Raw genomic sequence first — 19,091 nt, 5'->3', positions numbered from 1 at the left:
TTTGCAAATATTTTGCAAGTAATGTGCGCTAATTTAATTGCAGTGTAAATAATTTATTCTATGACCCCATTTGATCCCGCCATGAGCCACCTCGCTATCGCACGCGATATTTTGCTGACCCCATTTGGCCTTGATGAAGCCAAACTCAGCAAGGTGCTGGGCAGCATGTTCACTCATAAAGTCGATTATGCCGATTTGTATTTTCAGTTCACCCGCAACGAAGGTTGGAGCCTGGAAGAGGGCATAGTCAAGACTGGCAGTTTTTCTATCGACCAGGGTGTGGGTGTACGTGCCGTTTCTGGCGATAAAACCGCATTTTCTTACTCTGATGAAATATCTGAGCAAGCCCTGTCCGATGCTGCCAAGGCAACCCGTACTATCGCCCGTCAGGGTACTGGCAAAATCCAGGTGGCATCCAGCCTCAAAGGTCTGGATAACCGCTCACTGTATTTGCGTGATGATCCCCTTCATTCCATGGACGCCAATCAAAAAGTCCAGTTGCTGGAAAAAATCGAGAAAATCGCCAGAGCAAAAGACCCGCGCATAGTGCAGGTCATGGCCAGCATGGCCGGTGAATATGATGTGGTGCTGGTGGCACGCAGTGACGGTGTGATTGCTGGCGACATCCGCCCTCTTGTGCGTGTTTCACTGACGGTCATTGCTGAACAAAATGGTCGCCGTGAAGTGGGTACCAGTGGTGGTGGTGGCCGTTATGATTATTCGTATTTCACTGATGTATTGCTGGAGCAATATGCAGACGAAGCCGTCAAATCAGCGCTGGTGAATCTGGAAGCGCGTCCGGCTCCGGCTGGACCGATGACCGTGGTACTTGGCCCTGGCTGGCCTGGCGTACTGTTGCATGAAGCGATAGGTCATGGCCTGGAGGGGGACTTTAACCGCAAGGGTTCCAGCACTTTCTCTGGTCGCATAGGTGAACGTGTCGCAGCCAAAGGCGTGACGGTAGTGGATGATGGCACCATGGTGAACCGCCGTGGTTCCCTGAATATGGACGATGAGGGCAATCCTACCCAGTGCACGACACTGATAGAAGATGGCATCCTCAAAGGCTATATCCAAGACACCATGAATGCGCGTCTCATGAAAATGCCGGTGACTGGTAATGCCCGCCGTGAATCATTTGCCCATTTGCCCATGCCTCGCATGACCAACACTTATATGCTGGCCGGTGACAAAGATCCCGAAGAAATTCTCGCATCTGTTAAAAATGGTCTCTACGCTGTCAACTTTGGCGGTGGTCAGGTCGATATAACGAACGGTAAGTTCGTATTTTCGGCCAGCGAGGCATATATGATAGAAAACGGCAAAGTAACCTATCCAGTCAAGGGCGCTACCCTGATAGGCAATGGCCCGGAAGTATTGAATCATGTCAGCATGATAGGCAATGACCTGCGCCTGGACTCAGGCATTGGTGTTTGTGGCAAGGAAGGACAGAGTTTGCCGGTAGGCGTTGGTCAGCCCAGCCTGCGCATAGAAGGCCTGACAGTAGGGGGCACTGCCTGATGGCTGGTGGCTCTCCATGTATTGACATGCCGGGCTTGCGCACATGATAGTCATTGCCATTGTCTCTGCGAAAGGCGGGGTCGGCAAGACCACGATCACCGCGAATCTGGGTGTCGGCCTGGCGCAGCGCGGGTTTCCTGTCACTATTGTTGATCTTGATCCGCAAAACGCCATGCAATGGCATCTTGGTGGCCTTGAGGCAGGCGAGACCAATGGCGTCAGCCTGTTGACGGCGGCACGCGCCAAGTTGATGGATGCCTGCTACACCAGCCAGTTTGGATTGAATTTTGTCCCCTTTGGCAATGGCGGAGAGAAGCAGCGCATGCGTTTTGAAGATGTGCTTGAGCAGCAAGAACCCTGGCTGCGCAAGAAGTTGCAGGCTGCAAAACTGCCTGCCAATGCCATCGTCTTGCTGGATACACCGCCAGGGCCTTCGGTTTACCTGAAGCAGGCGATCCATGCGGCAGACTTTTTATTGGTGGTGGTACTCGCCGATGCGGCTTCATATTCAACCCTGCCTGAGATGGAAGAATTGATTTCTACCTATGGGCACAGGAACCAGGCAGATATTGGTTCTGCCTATATAGTTAACCAGGGTTCGCAGCGGCAACTGGCGCAAGATGTGGTAGCCCTGATTGCCGACAGGCTGGGTGAGCGCATGGTGCCCTTCATCGTCCAGGAAAGTCCGCAAGTCGAGGAAGCGCTCGCCTATGAGCGCCCGGTGCTCGAATACAAGCCGGATAATCCCGCGTCTTTAAGCATACAAAAAATCATAGACTGGCTGCTGGCTGGATTGAAGAACGGGCGCTGAGTTTCAAATGCTCCAACAGATTAAAATTCTGTGAGCTATTTGTGAGGCTAGCTGTTTTTTGTCAGTCCATTTATCTGCATGGGTAATTGTCATTGCGTGGCAAAAAAACGGCATATTGTGTGCTTTTTGCCCCGTAATTGTGAAAATGGTTTGCAAAATAATTAAATTTTTATAAATGCTTGGTCTTATTATTAATTGTTGACAATTCACCATTCATATAGGCTGGACTAGCAATAAAGGCGAGTGGTAAAGTCGCAACGAATCAACACTCTCTATGATTTGCGTGTCACGATAGTAGCCATAGAGAAAAAGTTAACGCAAAGGTGTCATTAGCATGTCCACAAATACTATCCGTTATTACGAAGAGCAGCAGTGCTCAGTCCAATGGAGATCTTTCCTCGGAGCATTTTCTGCTGAATTCGCTTCCAAAGGTGAGCCTGGCGACTTGCGTGCATTCATGCATCAACTGGGCCGCACCATGGCTGCGGGCTTTCATGTGGATGACGGCAGCAGCCTGCAAGCGCTGGAAGCATGCATGAACAAGGTCTGGTCAGAAATGAACTGGGGCTGGGTCGAGCTGGTGGAAGAAGCCGATGCGCTGGTCGTTGCCCATCACGCCTCGCCATTGAAAGTGGCATTCGGCGAGCAGGCACTGGAATGGTCACCGGCATTACTGGAAGGTGTTTATGCCCAGTGGTTTGATGGCCTGGGTATGGACAAGTCCTTGCGCCTGACACAGCGGGCTGGCGTATTCGAAGATGGACAATTATTTGTATTTGATTTGAAGAAGCAGTCAGAAGAGCCGTCTTATTTCACACGTCGTTAATTGAATCGTGACGCTGCAAGTAACCGGAGCTGGTGAACATTATGGATGATGACGTAAAAAATCTTTTTCAGAAATTTGGGCAATCGACTGATGCATATCGCGAAATCAATCGCGATGCTGACAGTGAACAGGCAAAGCAGCGCTGGCCCTTGTTGCGTGATGTGCATCTGCACTCAGCAGCTCCCGCAGTAGCACCTGTACGTGCCCGGCATCGTGAAGAAGACCTTGCCACACCAGTACCATCGAATGATAGTCCATTCCGTCCGGCTGCAGCAAAACCTGCGGCGGCCAGGTCGGTTGCCGTGAAGACCAGTTCCTTGCAGGCAGCACCTGAAGTTCATGCCGGTATCAAACATAGTTCTCAATTGCCCTTAAAGCAAATGCTGATGCAAAACGTTGCGCCTGAAGAGCAGGAAGCTGAGCCAGAAACTGAGCCAGAAACAGCCTCACCATTCTTGTCAAAAATTTTGCCGACGGCGAACAAACAAAGTACAGGCAAGCAAAAAGAAGCCGGCAGTACTGGCCTGTTTTCCGCCAGGGCGCAAACACCTGCCCCTGAAGCTCAGGCAGCAACGCCGGGTATTGCAGCGTTTGCCGGCACACGCAAGCCTGTAGGTACTGTTGCACCTTCGGCCGCCACCGTCATACATAGTTTGCCAGCAGCACATGCGATACCCATGAAGCAAGCTCATGAAGCTGCTGAAGAGCCACGTAATCAGACTGTAAAGTCCAGACCTGCTGCCAAGGACCAGGCTGTCAGTGCCGTCTTTGGTCGCCTTGCAGGCAAGCAGGAAGAAGCAAAACCCGCCGATACTGGCAGCAATTCTTTTTTTAAAAAAATATTTAAACCATGAGGGTAGTTGCTGTCATTTCTCCCAAGGGTGGGGTAGGTAAAACTACCGTTACCGCAAACCTGGCGGCATCCCTGGCCCGTCTTGGTCCCCGTATTACGATACTGGACCTTGACCCGCAAAATGCGCTCAGGCTGCATTTTGGCATGGCACATGATGATGCCAGCGGTATTGCGCAGCAAGAAACCATGGAGAACAGCTGGACAGATGTGTTGTTTGAAAGCGCTTATGGTGTTGATTTCCTGCCCTATGGAAGCGTAGATGAAGATCAACGCGCAGTTTTCGAGCAGGAGATCAAAGCCAATCCAAAATGGCTGGCAAATAAACTGGCTTCCCTGAATTTGCCTGAGAACAGCGTGGTCCTGATAGACACGCCGCCTGGCCCCAGTATTTATCTGCAACAAGTCTTGCACGCAGCAAATTATGCGCTGGTGGTGTTGAAGCCGGATGCTGCATCGTATTCGACAATACCATCGATAGAGTCCCTGATTGAGTATTACTGTGCTGACCGCAAAGAGTTTCTGGGGTATTGTTATCTGTTGAATCAGATGGACGCTGCCAAGCAACTGAGCCGTGATGTGTTTGGCATGTTGCGCAGCAGCCTGGGCAAACGCTTCATTCCAGTGACCATCCATAAGGATGAAGCAGTCAGTGAAGCGCTGGCTTGCCAGACGCCGGTATCGTATTACTCCCAGCATTGTTCTGCTACCCATGACATGCAAGAGTTGACGGCCTGGCTGCAAACGAATTTCAGATTGGTAGATTAAATGCGCTCGATACTTAACTCCCGATATCTCTATGGTCGTCTTAACGACCTGGGGCGTGCCATGGTCAACTGGCCAGGCTGGGAGCGCAAGACGCCGCGTTTTCTGGCTTTGATGGTTGCAGTGTTTTTGTACTGGACCAGTATCAGCATCCCGCTGGATTTGCCGCTGCAAACGCTGTTTTCGATTATCATTTTCAGTACTGCGCTGTATCTGCGCCGGTATACCGGTACGCTGATTTCACTGGTGATGGTGATGTTTTCCATCAGTGCCACCAGCCGCTATATCTATTGGCGCATCACTTACACCATAGGCACGGATAATCTGATCGACCTGTTCTTTGCACTGGTGCTGATCATGGCTGAAGTGTACGCCTGGCTGGTGCTGTTGCTGGGTTATTTGCAAACTGCCTGGCCCTTGAAGCGCAAGCCAGTGATGATGCCGCCAGATACCTCGACCTGGCCTACGATAGATCTGTTCATCCCCAGCTATAACGAAGACCTGGCTGTGGTTAAGCCTACCGTGCTAGCGGCTATGGGCATAGACTGGCCCAAGGATAAACTCAATATTATTATTCTTGATGACGGACGTCGCCCTGCCTTTGCCGAATTCGCCGCCTCAGTCGGCGTGCAATGTTTTACCCGTGCGGATAATAATCATGCGAAGGCCGGTAATATCAATGCTGCCCTGAAACGCACGACCGGCGATTTCGTTGCGATCTTCGATTGCGATCACATGCCGACGCGCTCATTTTTGCAATATACGATGGGCTGGTTCCTGGTTGATCCCAAACTGGCGATGGTACAGACACCCCATCATTTTCTATCGCCAGATCCCTTTGAACGCAATTTGCAAACCTTCCGCAATGTGCCAAATGAAGGTGAGCTGTTCTATGGTCTGATACAGGACGGTAATGACCTGTGGAATGCGACTTTCTTTTGCGGTTCCTGCGCCATCCTGCGTCGTACCTATCTCGAAGAAGTCGGCGGCATTGCGGTTGAGACCGTGACTGAGGATGCACACACCGCATTGAAAATGCAACGCCTTGGCTACAACACTGCTTATCTGGCACTGCCACAGGCAGCTGGTTTGGCGACGGAGAGTTTGTCGGCCCACGTTGGTCAGCGTATACGCTGGGCGCGGGGTATGGCGCAGATTTTCCGGACTGATAATCCCTTGCTCGGTAAGGGGCTCAGTTTTGGTCAGCGGCTTTGTTATAGCAATGCCATGCTGCATTTCTTTTATGGTTTGCCGCGCATGGTGTTTTTGCTGGCACCGTTGTCCTACCTGTTTTTTGAAGTGCATATCATCAAGGCCTCGGCTTTGTCGATTGCGGCTTATTCCTTGCCCCATCTCTTGCATGCCAACCTGACCAACTCCCGCATACAGGGTGCGCACCGGCATTCCTTCTGGGCAGAGGTATATGAAGCGACACTGGCCTGGTATATTTTCCGCCCCACACTGGTGGCGCTGATCAATCCAAAACTTGGTAAATTCAACGTGACTGCCAAAGGTGGTCTGGTGGAGCAGGAGCATTTTGACTGGTCGATTTCCAAGCCTTACCTGATCATGCTGGGCATGAATGTGCTGGGATTCTTTGTCGGTATTGGCCGCGCATTGTGGTGGAACACCTATGAGATGGACACAGTCATCCTGAACATGCTGTGGACGATTTATAACCTGGTCATCCTTGGTGCTACCCTTGCCGTGGCAACAGAATCCAAACAGGTAAGACGCACACACAGGGTAAGGGCAGTATTGAATGCGACTCTGCGTTTGAACAATGGTCACTCCATAGTTTGCCGTACTGAAGATTTTTCCATGGGTGGCATGTCTTTCCGTGTACCTGAAGGTTTTCAGATGCACAAGGATGAAGATTTGATGATTTCCCTGTATGGCACCAATGGGGAGTCAGTATTTCCGGCCAAGACAGTGTTCTTCAAGGATAATCTGCTTAGTGTGCAATTCGCGCCGCTCGATTTGCAGCAGGAAATGGATTTGATCAATTGCACTATAGGCCGTGCCGACGTCTGGCTCAGCTGGTCAAACGACAGGGATATCGACCACCCGCTGAATGGTTTGAAAGAAATCGCATACCACAGCATGCGCGGGTTCAGCAGGTTTGGTAGCAGCATGAAGCAATACGTAGCGGAAAGAACAGGGCATATGAATAAAATAAATGAGGCGTCCATCGTGAAAAACATCGTGACAAGTGTCAGAGCTAAATTAACGCGCAAAGGCAGCAGCACGGCTCTGGCCATACTTTGTGGAGTGACAGCGATAGCACACCATGAAGATGGCTTGGCCAAGTCCAAACATGCGAGCGCGAGTGCTTCAGCCACAGCTACCGCCCAGCCTGCCGTTACTGAAAAAATTGCGCTGGAAGACTTGCAGCCAACATCGGTGATCGGTGGACAAAAGACCTATAACATCAGCCTCAAGGACATGATAGGCGTCAGCTCCAGTGTCGAATTGCGTGGTACCGAGGGCGAGCGTTCCTTCCCCTTCACTGTACGCAGCGACGAGGTGATTACCGCAGCCAAGGTTAAATATGGCATTGCCTATTCACCTGCTTTATTGCCTGACCTGTCGCACATACAGGTGCTGGTCAACAATGAACTGGTTAGCGTGGTTCCTTTGCCGAGAGAGACGTCCAAAGGCATAGTGCGTGAAGACGTGATAGATCCGCGTTTTTTTGCTGACTTCAATCAACTCAGTTTTAAACTCATCGGCCATTACACCAGGGATTGTGAAGACCCTTATCACTCCAGTCTGTGGGCCAAGCTTAGCCACACTACCAATCTGGAATTGACAGTTTCCCCTCTGACCCTGGCGAATGATCTCGGTATGTTGCCAGCGCCTTTCTTTGACAGACGCGACAACAAATTGCTAGAGCTGCCTTTCATCCTGCCCGCAACACCGTCACTGGAAGTCTTGCGTAATGCGGGTGTCGTTGCTTCCTGGTTTGGACACTTGTCCTCTTACCGTGGCGCGCGTTTCCCTATCGAAGCCAATACCCTGCCACGTGGTAACGCCGTTTTGTTCGCGACCGCCAATGAAGCACCGGCAGGCATTACTTTACCCGCAATTTCAGGTCCGACTCTGGCCATCATGGCTAATCCTTCAAATCCCAAAGCCAAGTTGTTGCTGGTGCTGGGACGTGATGTCAATGAACTCAAGATTGCCGTACAAGCCCTGACCATGGGCCAGATGGCCATGTCTGGCGAATCTGCCGTGATCAAGAACCTCAAAGAAATCGATCCACGCAAAGCTTACGATGCGCCAAAATGGTTGCCTACTGACAGACCAGTCAAGTTTGGTGAACTGGCTGCGCCACCGGCACTGAAAGTCAATGGCCTGACACCAGACCTGATACGCGTGAACCTGCGCGTTGCGCCTGATTTGTTCACCTGGCAAAAAGAAGGCGTGCCTATCGATTTGCGTTACCGTTTCACGCCACGTCCTACCGTTGACAAATCTACCCTGAATATCGGTATCAATGATGAGTTCGTGCGCTCTCTGCCTTTGTCCGGTGGTCAGGTCGATAAAGGCAAGATCAAGGAATCGGTCATGCTGTTCTTCAAGGATGGCCAGCGTTATGCTCAGGATGAAATCCAGGTGCCGACTTTCCGTATCGGTGCAGAGAACCAGTTGCAATTCCACTTCTTTTACGACTACCCAAAACAAGGTGCCTGTAAAGACGTGTATCTCGACAATGTCCGCTCTGCCATAGACCCTGATTCGACGATCGATTTCTCGAACATGCCACACTATGCCGCCATGCCTAATCTGGCATATATGGCAAATGCCGGCTTCCCGTTCACACGCATGGCAGACCTGGCGCAAACAGCCATCGTCATGCCAGACCGCCCAAATGCACAAGAGATGGAATTGTTCCTCAATGTCATGGGCCGCATGGGTGAATCTACAGGTTACCCGGTACTGAACAGTACCCTGATCCGTAGCGCCGACGTTGAAAAACATAGTGATAAAGACTTCCTGCTGTTAGGTGCAAGCGGCAATCTGCCTTTGCTCAAGCAGTGGTCAAAATACATGCCGATGAGCATGGATGAAAACGGCAACCGCCTGCAATTGCCTACAGGTTTCCTGCGTCTCGTGACCCGCTGGGCTGGCCGTGATCTCGATACCATGGAACGCCATGCCGGTGAAATGCTGGCCAAGACTGGCAATGCCTTTGGTGCCATGATGCAGTTTGAATCACCATTGTCCAGCGGACACAGCGTGATTGTCATGACCTCTGGCGACTCGGCCAGCCTGGCTGACTTGACCGCAGGTTTGAACAAGGCTGATCTGCGCAGCAAATTCCAGGGTGATCTGGTGCTCATCAAGGGCGACCGCATCGCCAATGCACAGATAGGTGAAACCTATTACGCAGGCAGTTTGCCATGGTGGACCTGGCTCAAATGGCATTTATCTACCCAGCCTTTCATCATGATTATTTTCCTGATGCTGGCCTCGCTGATTGCTGCGACCATGCTGTTCCGTTTTTTGCGCAAGAAAGCAGCATCCCGCCTGGCGCTGGAAGATAAAAAGAAATAATTGAAATGGATTGAGTTGTTTGGGCAGCATGCTATCTGAAACGTAAATTAACTGGATAGCGCTGCCCATTTCCTTGATTTAAAACCTGACACAGTGCTGATTTTCTGAGGTGACGATAAATAAGCTGACTCACAGAAAAAAGCGATCATTAGGGGAAGTAAATGGTCTTCAAGAAGAAAGCGATAGTCTTTGCGCTTTTGACGATTTTTTTTGAGAGCGAAACTGCGTTCGCGCAATCAGCTTTGACACAGCAATTGAAAGAGCAGGCGCAGTTCTGGCAACAGCGTGGCCGCGACGATAATGCGGCAGATATCTGGCGCAAGTTGTTGAAGGTCGATGCCAATAATATCGACGCGCTGATGGCTTTATCCATACTTGAAGCCAAGACAGGTAATCCCGAGCAGGCCAAAACCTATTTTTCGCGTTTGCGTGGTACGCAGGCGAGTTCTGCCCAGATACGCAATGTTGAACAGGCTTTGCGCCAGGGTAGCAATGGTGGCGTAGGCCAGCTGGAAAACGCCCGCATGCTTGCCAAGCAGGGCGATACTGAAGCCGCAGTCGATGCCTACAAGCAGATCGGTGATCCTTCCAGACTCAAAGGCGATGCCGCTTTTGAATACTTCCAGGTTCTCGGCGGCACCAAAAATGGCCATGCCGAAGCCCGCAAGGGATTGGAAAAACTCAGCAAAGAAAATCCAGGTAACAGCAAATACGCACTCGCCTACGCCCAGGTACTGACTTACCGCGAGCCTAGCAGGGTAGAGGGCATGGCCTTGCTCGAAGGTCTGAGTAGCAGGCCCGATGTCGGCAAACAAGCGACAGAATCCTGGCGTCAGTCCCTGAGCTGGATGGGCATGAAGCCGGAAAATGCCAAATACTTCAACCACTATCTCGAAAAACATCCAGACGACCAGCTCATCAGGGACAGGATGGTGGGTTTGACCAGACCTGCGGCGGTTACGCCACCAGTGGCACAAATCGCACAAACTACGCAAACTGCAAAGCCAACGGAGATCAAGTCCGCAGATAAGCCAGTGAAGCTTGAAAAGGCAGAAAAGATCGAGAAGGCTGAGAAGCCGGAAAAAACTGAAAGGGTTGATAAGGGTGATAAGGGTGATAAGGCAGCACCAAAACCCAAGCCAGTTGCAGAAAATCCTATAGAGAAAAGCCGCATAGCCGGCTTCAAGGCGCTGGAAGACAATGAGATCGAGGCTGCAGAAGCCGAATTCCAGGGGCTGATCAAAAACTATCCCAAAAATCCGATAGGTTATGGCGGCATGGGTCTGGTCAAGATGCGCCAGGAAGAGTTCATCGAGGCACGCACGTTCTTGCATAAGGCAGTCGATTATTCACCTGCACAATCGAAGGATCAATGGAAGCAAGCTTCCGACGATGCCAGCTATTGGGCAACAGTGGCCGAGGCCAGGAATGCCTTTGAAGATGGTGATAGCACCAAGGGTATTGATTTCCTGCGCAAGGCGATTGCCCATAATGGCAAAGAGCCAGCCGGTATCCTGCAGTTGGCAGATGCCTTGCAAGCAGAAAATGATTTGAAGGGGGCAGAAGAAAATTACCGCCGCGTCCTGGATGCAGACAAAACCAATATCCGCGCACTTGATGGTGTGATTGGTGTACTGGTTTTGCAAAAACGTATAGCTGACCTGGAAGCCTTGAGCAGCATCATGCTGCCGCGCCATCTGGCCATCATCGCCAACCTGAAGTCAGAAGATTTGTGGAACAAGGCCAAGGCTGCAGAAGCCGCAGGTGACATCAACACAGCACAAAAAATGCTGGAAGATGCCATCATGATCAAGCCGGATAATGCCTGGCTGCGCATGGCACTCGCCAGGATTTACCTGAAGCGCGACATGCCAGGACAAGCACGTGCTCTGATCGAGGCCATGACCAATGTCGAAGCGCCAGACCCTGAAGCGTTGTATGTCAGCGCCTTGCTCAGCGAAATGCAACAACTTTGGTGGGAAGCCCTGAATACGCTGGAAAGAGTACCCACAGCTTCACGCAAGAAAGAAATGGTCGATCTGCAAAAACGCCTGTGGATCAGGGTGCAGATAGACCGCATTACCTTGCTGGCCAGGCGCGGCAATACCAGCCTCGCGAGTGAGATATTGACACAGGTAGAGCAGGTCGCCGGGAGTGATATGGAATTCACCGGCACCATGGCGAATCTGTACATACAGCTGGGCAACAAGGAACGTGGTTACGCCATGTTGCGTGATGCTGTGCAAAATACCCCTAAACCGGCAGCAGGTTTACTGTTGCAATATGCTGGCACGTTGATGCAAGCAAACCAGGAAGGTGAGCTCGAAGCCGTCATGCGCCGGGTAGCGGCCATGCCCAATCTGCAAGAAGGAGAGATTACTGCTTTCACGCAATTGCAAAGAGTATTGGCGATGCGCTATGCCGAGCGTGCGCGTGAGGCGGGCGATTATGCTACGGCTTATGCCTATATACAGCCCATGCTGATTGCCACGCCTGATGACGAGATGTTGCTGCTGACGCTGGCCCGTATTTATACGGCTTCAGGCGATAGCGCATCGGCGCGGGAATTGTATGTCAAGGTTTTGCAAAGCGATCCAGAAAACCCGGAAGTCTTGCAGGGCCTGGTCTATGCCGCAATGGAAGCACGTGATCTCGACAATGCAGAAAAATACCTGAGTGTGTTGCTGCGCCAGGAACCGGATAATCCGCGTTACCTGGCACTGGCAGGCAATGTCGCCAGGGCGCAGGGAAATAATAGCCGCGCCCTCAGCTATTTCAAAAAAGCGCTGGCACTTGAACAGGCGCAAAAAACCGTGGTCGGCTCCGGCCCGAATGGTTTGCGTCTGGTGGATACTGCACCAGCCAGTACGGTCAATGATTTCAAGGTCAACCCTTTTGCTGACCGCAAATCTGGTGCACCTGCCAACGCTCAACAACCACAGCTAAGAACAGTAGCGCCGACGTCGGCGCCAGGAGCAGTACCAGCACCTGCATCTGTGCCAGGACCAATCCTGAAAGAAGCCCCAGCCAGTAACTTTAACGGCGGTATATTTGCGCCAGTCGGCAAGCCATTGACTACACCGCCTGCACCTGCCGGTGTCCCATTGAATAATGTAGCACCTGGCAGCACACTACCTAAAACTATTCCAAGTTTGCCGAGCTTGCCACCAGCTCCAAAAGCTCAACCTGCTCCAGCCAGTGCATCTGCGGGCTCGGCACCGCCACCTGCCAATACCTTGCAGCCCAAGATGCCAACGGCAGTCGGTGCGCCACCAGAGCCAAACCGTGGCAGGCCAGATACCTATAGCAATGGCGCGACCATGCAAAGCCCTTATCCTGAAGGGCAAACCATGCTGGCGCAGTACACGCCAGCTGCGCCATATGTACCATATGTGCCACCGAAAACCAGCTTCACGGCTGCAGTGCCAGTGCCGCAGCAATATGCCGTTGCTAATAGCAATAGCAGCAAGGCCAGGCCAGTCAAGGCAGCGAACGTAAGCGCCGAAGAAGCGGCCTTACTGAAAGAAATAGACTCAATCAACGAACTCAAACGCACAGAAGTATCGGTCGAAGTCGCGACCAGAGCGCGCAGTGGAGAAAAAGGCCTGTCCGCGTTGACCGATGTAGAAATCCCGATCGAAGCCCGCATCAACACGCTCGGCCTCGGCCAGTTCGGTCTAAAGATTATTCCCGTGGTGGCTGATGCAGGTACCCTGTATCTGAACGACCCTGCTGTTTCAGGCCAGTTTGGCCGCAATGCGATAGTGGTAGAACGCGCCAGATACGCCAAAGTCCCGTTCACCACCATCGCCCGTCAGCAAGGCCTCTCCAATGTCGCCACACTCGATGAAGAAGCCAAAGGCGTCGCCCTCAACCTCAGCTACGAAATAGCCGGTGTCAGAGCAGACATAGGCTCCAGCCCCATAGGCTTCCCCGTACAAAATGTAGTCGGTGGCCTGCGCTGGAGTGGCAGTGATGATGGCGCTAGCCTAGGCATAGAAATCGCCAGACGCTCTGTCACCGACAGCTACCTCTCCTATGCAGGCGCCAAAGACAGCCTCTACGGACTCACCTGGGGTGGCATCACCCGCACCGGCGTCAAGATCGACACCTCCTATGACGGCGAAGATGGCGGTGTCTATGCCAGCCTGGGTTACTACGGCTTAACAGGTAAAAACGTCGCCAGGAACACAGAAGCAGAAGTCGGTGTCGGCACCTACTGGCGCGCCTACAAAACCAATGACTTCAGCTTCACTACTGGTTTAGGGCTCACCTCCTTCTTCTACCAGAAAAACCTGCGCTACTTCACCTACGGCCATGGCGGCTACTTCAGCCCCAAATCCTATGTCGCGCTCGGTATTCCGCTAGAGATAGCAGGACGCAAAGGCAAGTTCTCCTACCAGCTCGCCACCTCACTCGGTGTTCAGCACTTTCGCGAACTGTCAGCTTTGTATTACCCGAATTCAGCAGCAGACCAGGCAGAGCTGGAACAATTTGCCGCGGCGAATCCGACGATTAACATCCAGACCAGCTACCCTGGACAGACCAGGACAGCGTTCGCGTTTAAAGTGGGTGGAGCAGCAGAATACCAGCTGACCCCGCATTTATTCCTTGGTGGCAAGATCAGTGCAGACAACTCGGGAGATTTCAACGACACTTCGGCAGCGCTGTACCTGCGCTACAGCTTTGAGCCGCGCAAGGCACCGGTGACGTTCCCGCCTGTCGCCCCCAAGGCTTATTACCAGGGTAACTGAGTCAGGCTAATCAGACTTAAATTGCGCAATGCAAGGAAACCGCTCAAATCTTTCAGGCTTGAGCGGTTTTTTTTATTGGATTTACAATAGATTTACAATTCCTGCCACACATGGACTTCCTATTTATGCTGGCTTACTTCAAAATGCAGGTGAAGTGAGTGTTTGTAGAATGTTTGTAAAGTGTTTATCTATAAGCATTGGCAGACGATGCCCTCACTAGCGAAGAAGTTAAAGGGGACATGAATGACATTTAAGAAGAAAGCGCTGGTACTGGCGCTTTTGACGGCATATCTGGAAAGCGGGACAGCTCTCGCGAATACCCCTTTGACGCAACAATTGAAAGAGCAGGCGCAATTCTGGGCACAGCGTGGCAAGGATGAAAACGCTGCCGATGCCTGGCGCAAGGTCTTGAAGCTGGAACCTTCCAATGTGGATGCCTTGTTGGCCCTGGTCTTATTTGAAGCCAAGGCGGGCAATACTGCACAGGCAAAATCCTATTATTCCAAACTGCGGGGTTCGCAAGCCACGATCACGCAATTGCGCACGGCTGAAAATGCTGTCCTGCAGGGCGGTAGTGGCAGCGGTGGACAACTCGAAGAAGCACGCAAGCTGGCCAAACAGGGCGATGCCGATAGCGCGGTCGAAGCCTACAAGCAAATGGGCAACCCTTCCAAGCTCAAGGGCGATGCCGCTTTCGAATATTTCCAGGTATTGGCCGGTACCAAGGCAGGCTATCCTGATGCCAAGCGTGGCCTGGAAAAGCTGCAAAAAGAAAATCCAGGTAACACCCGCTATGCACTGGCCTATGCCCAGGTCCTGACTTACCGTGAGCCTACGCGCCTTGAAGGTATGGCAGCGCTGGAACAATTGACTGTCAAGGCTGATGTTGGCAAGCAGGCCGGGGATTCCTGGCGTCAGGCTTTGAGCTGGATGGGCGTCAAGAATGAAAATGCGAAACACTTGCGTCGTTATCTCGATAAGTTCCCGAATGACCAGGTCATCAGCGAGCGACTTGCTAGTCTGAGTCATCCGGCAGCGCCAGCAGTGCCAGAAGAAAAATCCAACCCTGCCAAGGTCATGGCGGCTGCCAAGCAAAGTACGGCAGTGCAGGCCGCGGCTGAAAGCAAGCAAAAAATAGAAGCAGCACCAAAACCTGAAGTGGTCGCCAAGGCAGAGCCAAAAAACAGCAATAAGCCAGAGGCCCAGTCAAAATCAAGCGGTGACGCGCCAGAAAAAGCACGTACTGCTGCTTTCAAGGCCCTTGATGACAATGACCTCAAAACAGCGGAAGCAGCTTTCCAGGCGCTGATCAAATCGCATCCCAAAGATTCAGCGGGGTATGGTGGCATGGGCCTGGTAAAAATGCGCCAGGATGAGTTTATCGAATCGCGCACACTCTTGCAAAAAGCGGTGGAATTGTCGCCATCAAATCGCAAGGATCAATGGAAACCCGCTTATGACCGCGCCAATTACTGGGGCATGATCGCAGATGCGCGTAGCGCATTTGAAGACAGCAATAGCAGCAAAGGCATCGCCTTATTGCGCAAGGCCGTGGAAATGGACCCCAAGGAAGCAGTCGGCATGTTGCAGCTCGGTGATGCCTTGCTGGCAGAAAATGATGTTGTCGGTGCCGAGGCAAATTTCCGTCTGGTCTTGCGTGACGATAAAAAGAACCAGGGTGCACTTGATAGCCTCATAGGTTTGCTGGCGCTGCAAAAACGCATTAAGGATCTGGAAGAGCTCAGCGCCTATATGTCGCCGCGCCAGATGACAGTGCTGTCTGAATTGAAGGCAACGCAGCTATGGGACAAAGCCAAGGCGGCTGAAGCAGCGGGTAATATCGCCGTCGCGCAAGCCAACCTCGAAGATGCCGTGCTGATCACGCCAGACAACCCCTGGTTGCGCATGGCCCTGGCTAAAATCTACCTGGGGCAGAATGCACCTGGTGCAGCACGCGCCCTGATGGATGCGATAGCCAATGTAGAAAATCCCCAGGCCGAGGCCTTGTATGCCAGTGCCTTGCTGAGCGCCATGCAGCAATTATGGTGGGAAGGTTTGATCACGCTGGAGCGCCTGCCTGCCGCCGCCAGAAAACCTGAAATGTTCGAGCTGCAAAAGCGTCTCTGGACCAGGGTGCAGGTTGATCGCCTTAATGTCTTTGTCAATCGCGGTGATACCGCGAGAGCGCGTGAACTGCTCGGTATCATAGAAAATACCGCCGGCAATGATGCAGAATTTGTAGGCATCATCGCCGCCTTTCACATGAAGGTAGGTGACCCTGCGCATGGCCTGGCCTTGGTCAAGCGTGCGGTAGAAGGCACACCTAATCCCCAGGCAGGCTTGTTGCTGCAATATGGCATGGCCTTGTTGCGCGCAAATCAGGAAGCAGAAGTGCTGGCAGTCATGCGCCGTGTCGCTGACATGCCCAGGCTGACTGCAGAAGAAGTCACTGATTACAAAGACTTGCAGCGTATAGTTTCAATGCGCTATTCCGAGCGCGCGCGTGAGGCGGGTGATTATGCCAGCGCTTTTAATTTTATCCAGCCTATGTTGGTGGCTGACCCTGAAGACAATTTGTTGTTGCTGGCTTTGGCACGCATCTATTCTTCTGCGGGCGATACTGATTCTGCCAAAGATTTATATCAACGCGTATTACAGTCAGAACCCGATAATCCTGAAGTCTTGCAAGGTCTGGTGTATGCAGCGATACAGGTCAAGGATTTTGACACTGCAGAGCAACACCTGGCAACGCTGATGCAACAGCAGCCATCCAATCCGCGTTTTATTTCTCTGGCCGGTAACCTCGCACGTGCACGCGGTAATACTGGTAAGGCTCTGGAGTATTTCAGACAAGCTCTGGCATTGGAACAGTCACAAAGACCAGGCACTGATATGGGCGCAAATGGCATACGCCTGGTCGCACAGGCGCAGCCAGCGAATGTCAGCGAATTCAGTGTCAATCCTTTTGCTGACCGCAGCGGCAGAACCCAGATGGTAGCAGCATCCTATGCAGCGCCTGCACCAGCTTCTGCCTCTTTACCACAGCAGCTAGTGGCACCTAATCCCAGGAGCGCGATTTTTGCTCCGGTAGGCGTGCCTTTGCAAACTGCGCAGCCACAGTATGCTCAACCCCAATATGCGCAGCCTCAATATGCACAGGCACCTCAGCCTGTGCAGGCAGCACCGCAGTATGTGATACCGCAATTGCCAGCCTCTACCATGGCGGCAGCACAAAGCCGTGCTGCCAATCCGGTAATGGCGGCTAATGCTCCGGCACCCATGCCCAGTATCCCGCAATTGCCCGCTAATGCCTTGAATAACAGGGCACCGGTACCGCAACAGGCTTATGCAGGCAATGCTATTCCAGTGGCAGTGCAGGGTGGCTCCAGCGGTAATGTCAGCACGGCGACAGGTGCGGCAACGGTATATCAGATTCCGCCAGCTAATCTGACACGCAGTCCATTATCACAAGCGTCACAAGCAAATCAAGCGACACAAGCTGCGCCAGTACAAACGAATCCACTACAAAATCAGGCCGCACCAAAAAATAATGATGTAAACGGCAGTGCTGCTAATGTACCCGCACTGGTGACACCTTATGTGCCACCCAAAGCCAGTTATTCTGCTGCGCCCGTGCCTGTGCCGCAACAATACGCAGCGGCTGGCAACAACGCTTATGCTGCTGCTCCAGCTAATCTGGCGCAGGCAGGCAAAGTCCGGCCAGCCAAGGCAGCGAACGTAAGCGCAGAAGAAGCGGCATTGCTGAAAGAAATAGACTCAATCAACGAACTCAAACGCACAGAAGTATCGGTCGAAGTCGCGACCAGAGCGCGCAGTGGAGAAAAAGGCCTGTCGGCGTTGACCGATGTAGAAATCCCGATCGAAGCCCGCATCAATACCCTCGGCCTCGGCCAGTTTGGTCTCAAGATCATTCCCGTGGTAGCTGATGCAGGAACTCTGTATCTGAACGACCCTGCTGTTTCAGGCCAGTTTGGCCGCAATGCGATAGTGGTAGAACGCGCCAGATACGCCAAAGTCCCGTTCACCACCATCGCCCGTCAGCAAGGCTTATCCAACGTCGCCACACTCGATGAAGAAGCCAAAGGCGTCGCCCTCAACCTCAGCTACGAAATAGCCGGTGTCAGAGCAGACATAGGCTCCAGCCCCATAGGCTTCCCCGTACAAAATGTAGTCGGTGGCCTGCGCTGGAGTGGCAGTGATGATGGCGCTAGCCTAGGCATAGAAATCGCCAGACGCTCTGTCACCGACAGCTACCTCTCCTATGCAGGCGCCAAAGACAGCCTCTACGGACTCACCTGGGGTGGCATCACCCGCACCGGCGTCAAGATCGACACCTCCTATGACGGCGAAGATGGCGGTGTCTATGCCAGCCTGGGTTACTACGGCTTAACAGGTAAAAACGTCGCCAGGAACACAGAAGCAGAAGTCGGTGTCGGCACCTACTGGCGCGCCTACAAAACCAATGACTTCAGCTTCACTACTGGTTTAGGGCTCACCTCCTTCTTCTACCAGAAAAACCTGCGCTACTTCACCTACGGCCATGGCGGCTACTTCAGCCCCAAATCCTATGTCGCGCTCGGTATTCCGCTAGAGATAGCAGGACGCAAAGGCAAGTTCTCCTACCAGCTCGCCACCTCACTCGGTGTTCAGCACTTTCGCGAACTGTCAGCTTTGTATTACCCGAATTCAGCAGCAGACCAGGCAGAGCTGGAACAATTTGCCGCGGCGAATCCGACGATTAACATCCAGACCAGCTACCCTGGACAGACCAGGACAGCGTTCGCGTTTAAAGTGGGTGGAGCAGCAGAATACCAGCTGACCCCGCATTTATTCCTTGGTGGCAAGATCAGTGCAGACAACTCGGGAGATTTCAACGACACTTCGGCAGCGCTGTACCTGCGCTACAGCTTTGAGCCGCGCAAGGCACCGGTGACGTTCCCGCCTGTCGCTCCAAAGGCGTATTACCAGGGTAATTAAGTATTT

General features: G+C 52.5%; 8 protein-coding genes. All 8 read left to right on the top strand.

What is annotated here, in order from left to right:
• The first annotated feature begins 60 nt into the window (after positions 1-60).
• The 8 genes from tldD (at position 61) to ACO0LL_RS26985 (ending at position 19,085) form a co-directional block, all read left to right on the top strand.
• Complete coding sequence (gene tldD, locus ACO0LL_RS27020) at positions 61-1,521, top strand: metalloprotease TldD (protein WP_422953915.1); 1,461 nt, start codon at positions 61-63, stop codon at positions 1,519-1,521.
• A 43-nt stretch (positions 1,522-1,564) separates the two neighbouring features.
• Positions 1,565-2,332, top strand: a complete 768-nt coding sequence (gene bcsQ / locus ACO0LL_RS27015) for a cellulose biosynthesis protein BcsQ (RefSeq protein WP_422953914.1) — start codon at positions 1,565-1,567, stop codon at positions 2,330-2,332.
• A gap of 334 nt (positions 2,333-2,666) precedes the next feature.
• Positions 2,667-3,158, top strand: coding sequence for a cellulose biosynthesis protein BcsD (gene bcsD / locus ACO0LL_RS27010; protein WP_422953913.1), 492 nt, complete (start codon positions 2,667-2,669; stop codon positions 3,156-3,158).
• 41 nt (positions 3,159-3,199) lie between these two features.
• The gene (bcsP, locus tag ACO0LL_RS27005) at positions 3,200-4,012 is read left to right on the top strand and encodes a cellulose biosynthesis protein BcsP (protein ID WP_422953912.1); all 813 of its coding nucleotides are present in this window, start codon (positions 3,200-3,202) and stop codon (positions 4,010-4,012) included.
• Entirely contained in the window at positions 4,009-4,776 is a 768-nt protein-coding gene (bcsQ, locus tag ACO0LL_RS27000) for a cellulose biosynthesis protein BcsQ (protein ID WP_422953911.1), read from the top strand. Before bcsP ends, bcsQ (ACO0LL_RS27000) begins: the two co-directional genes overlap by 4 nt.
• Positions 4,777-9,333, top strand: coding sequence for a UDP-forming cellulose synthase catalytic subunit (gene bcsA / locus ACO0LL_RS26995; protein ID WP_422953910.1), 4,557 nt, complete (start codon positions 4,777-4,779; stop codon positions 9,331-9,333).
• A gap of 161 nt (positions 9,334-9,494) precedes the next feature.
• Entirely contained in the window at positions 9,495-14,087 is a 4,593-nt protein-coding gene (locus ACO0LL_RS26990; protein ID WP_422953909.1) for a cellulose synthase subunit BcsC-related outer membrane protein, read from the top strand.
• Positions 14,088-14,330: 243 nt separating this feature from the next.
• The gene (locus ACO0LL_RS26985) at positions 14,331-19,085 is read left to right on the top strand and encodes a cellulose synthase subunit BcsC-related outer membrane protein (protein WP_422953908.1); all 4,755 of its coding nucleotides are present in this window, start codon (positions 14,331-14,333) and stop codon (positions 19,083-19,085) included.
• Positions 19,086-19,091 lie beyond the last annotated feature (6 nt).

This window comes from Undibacterium sp. TC4M20W (assembly GCF_049340245.1).
Lineage (GTDB): Bacteria > Pseudomonadota > Gammaproteobacteria > Burkholderiales > Burkholderiaceae_D > Undibacterium.
The sequence above is the reverse complement of the archived record's forward strand: the minus strand, read 5'-3'. Positions and strand labels throughout refer to the sequence as shown.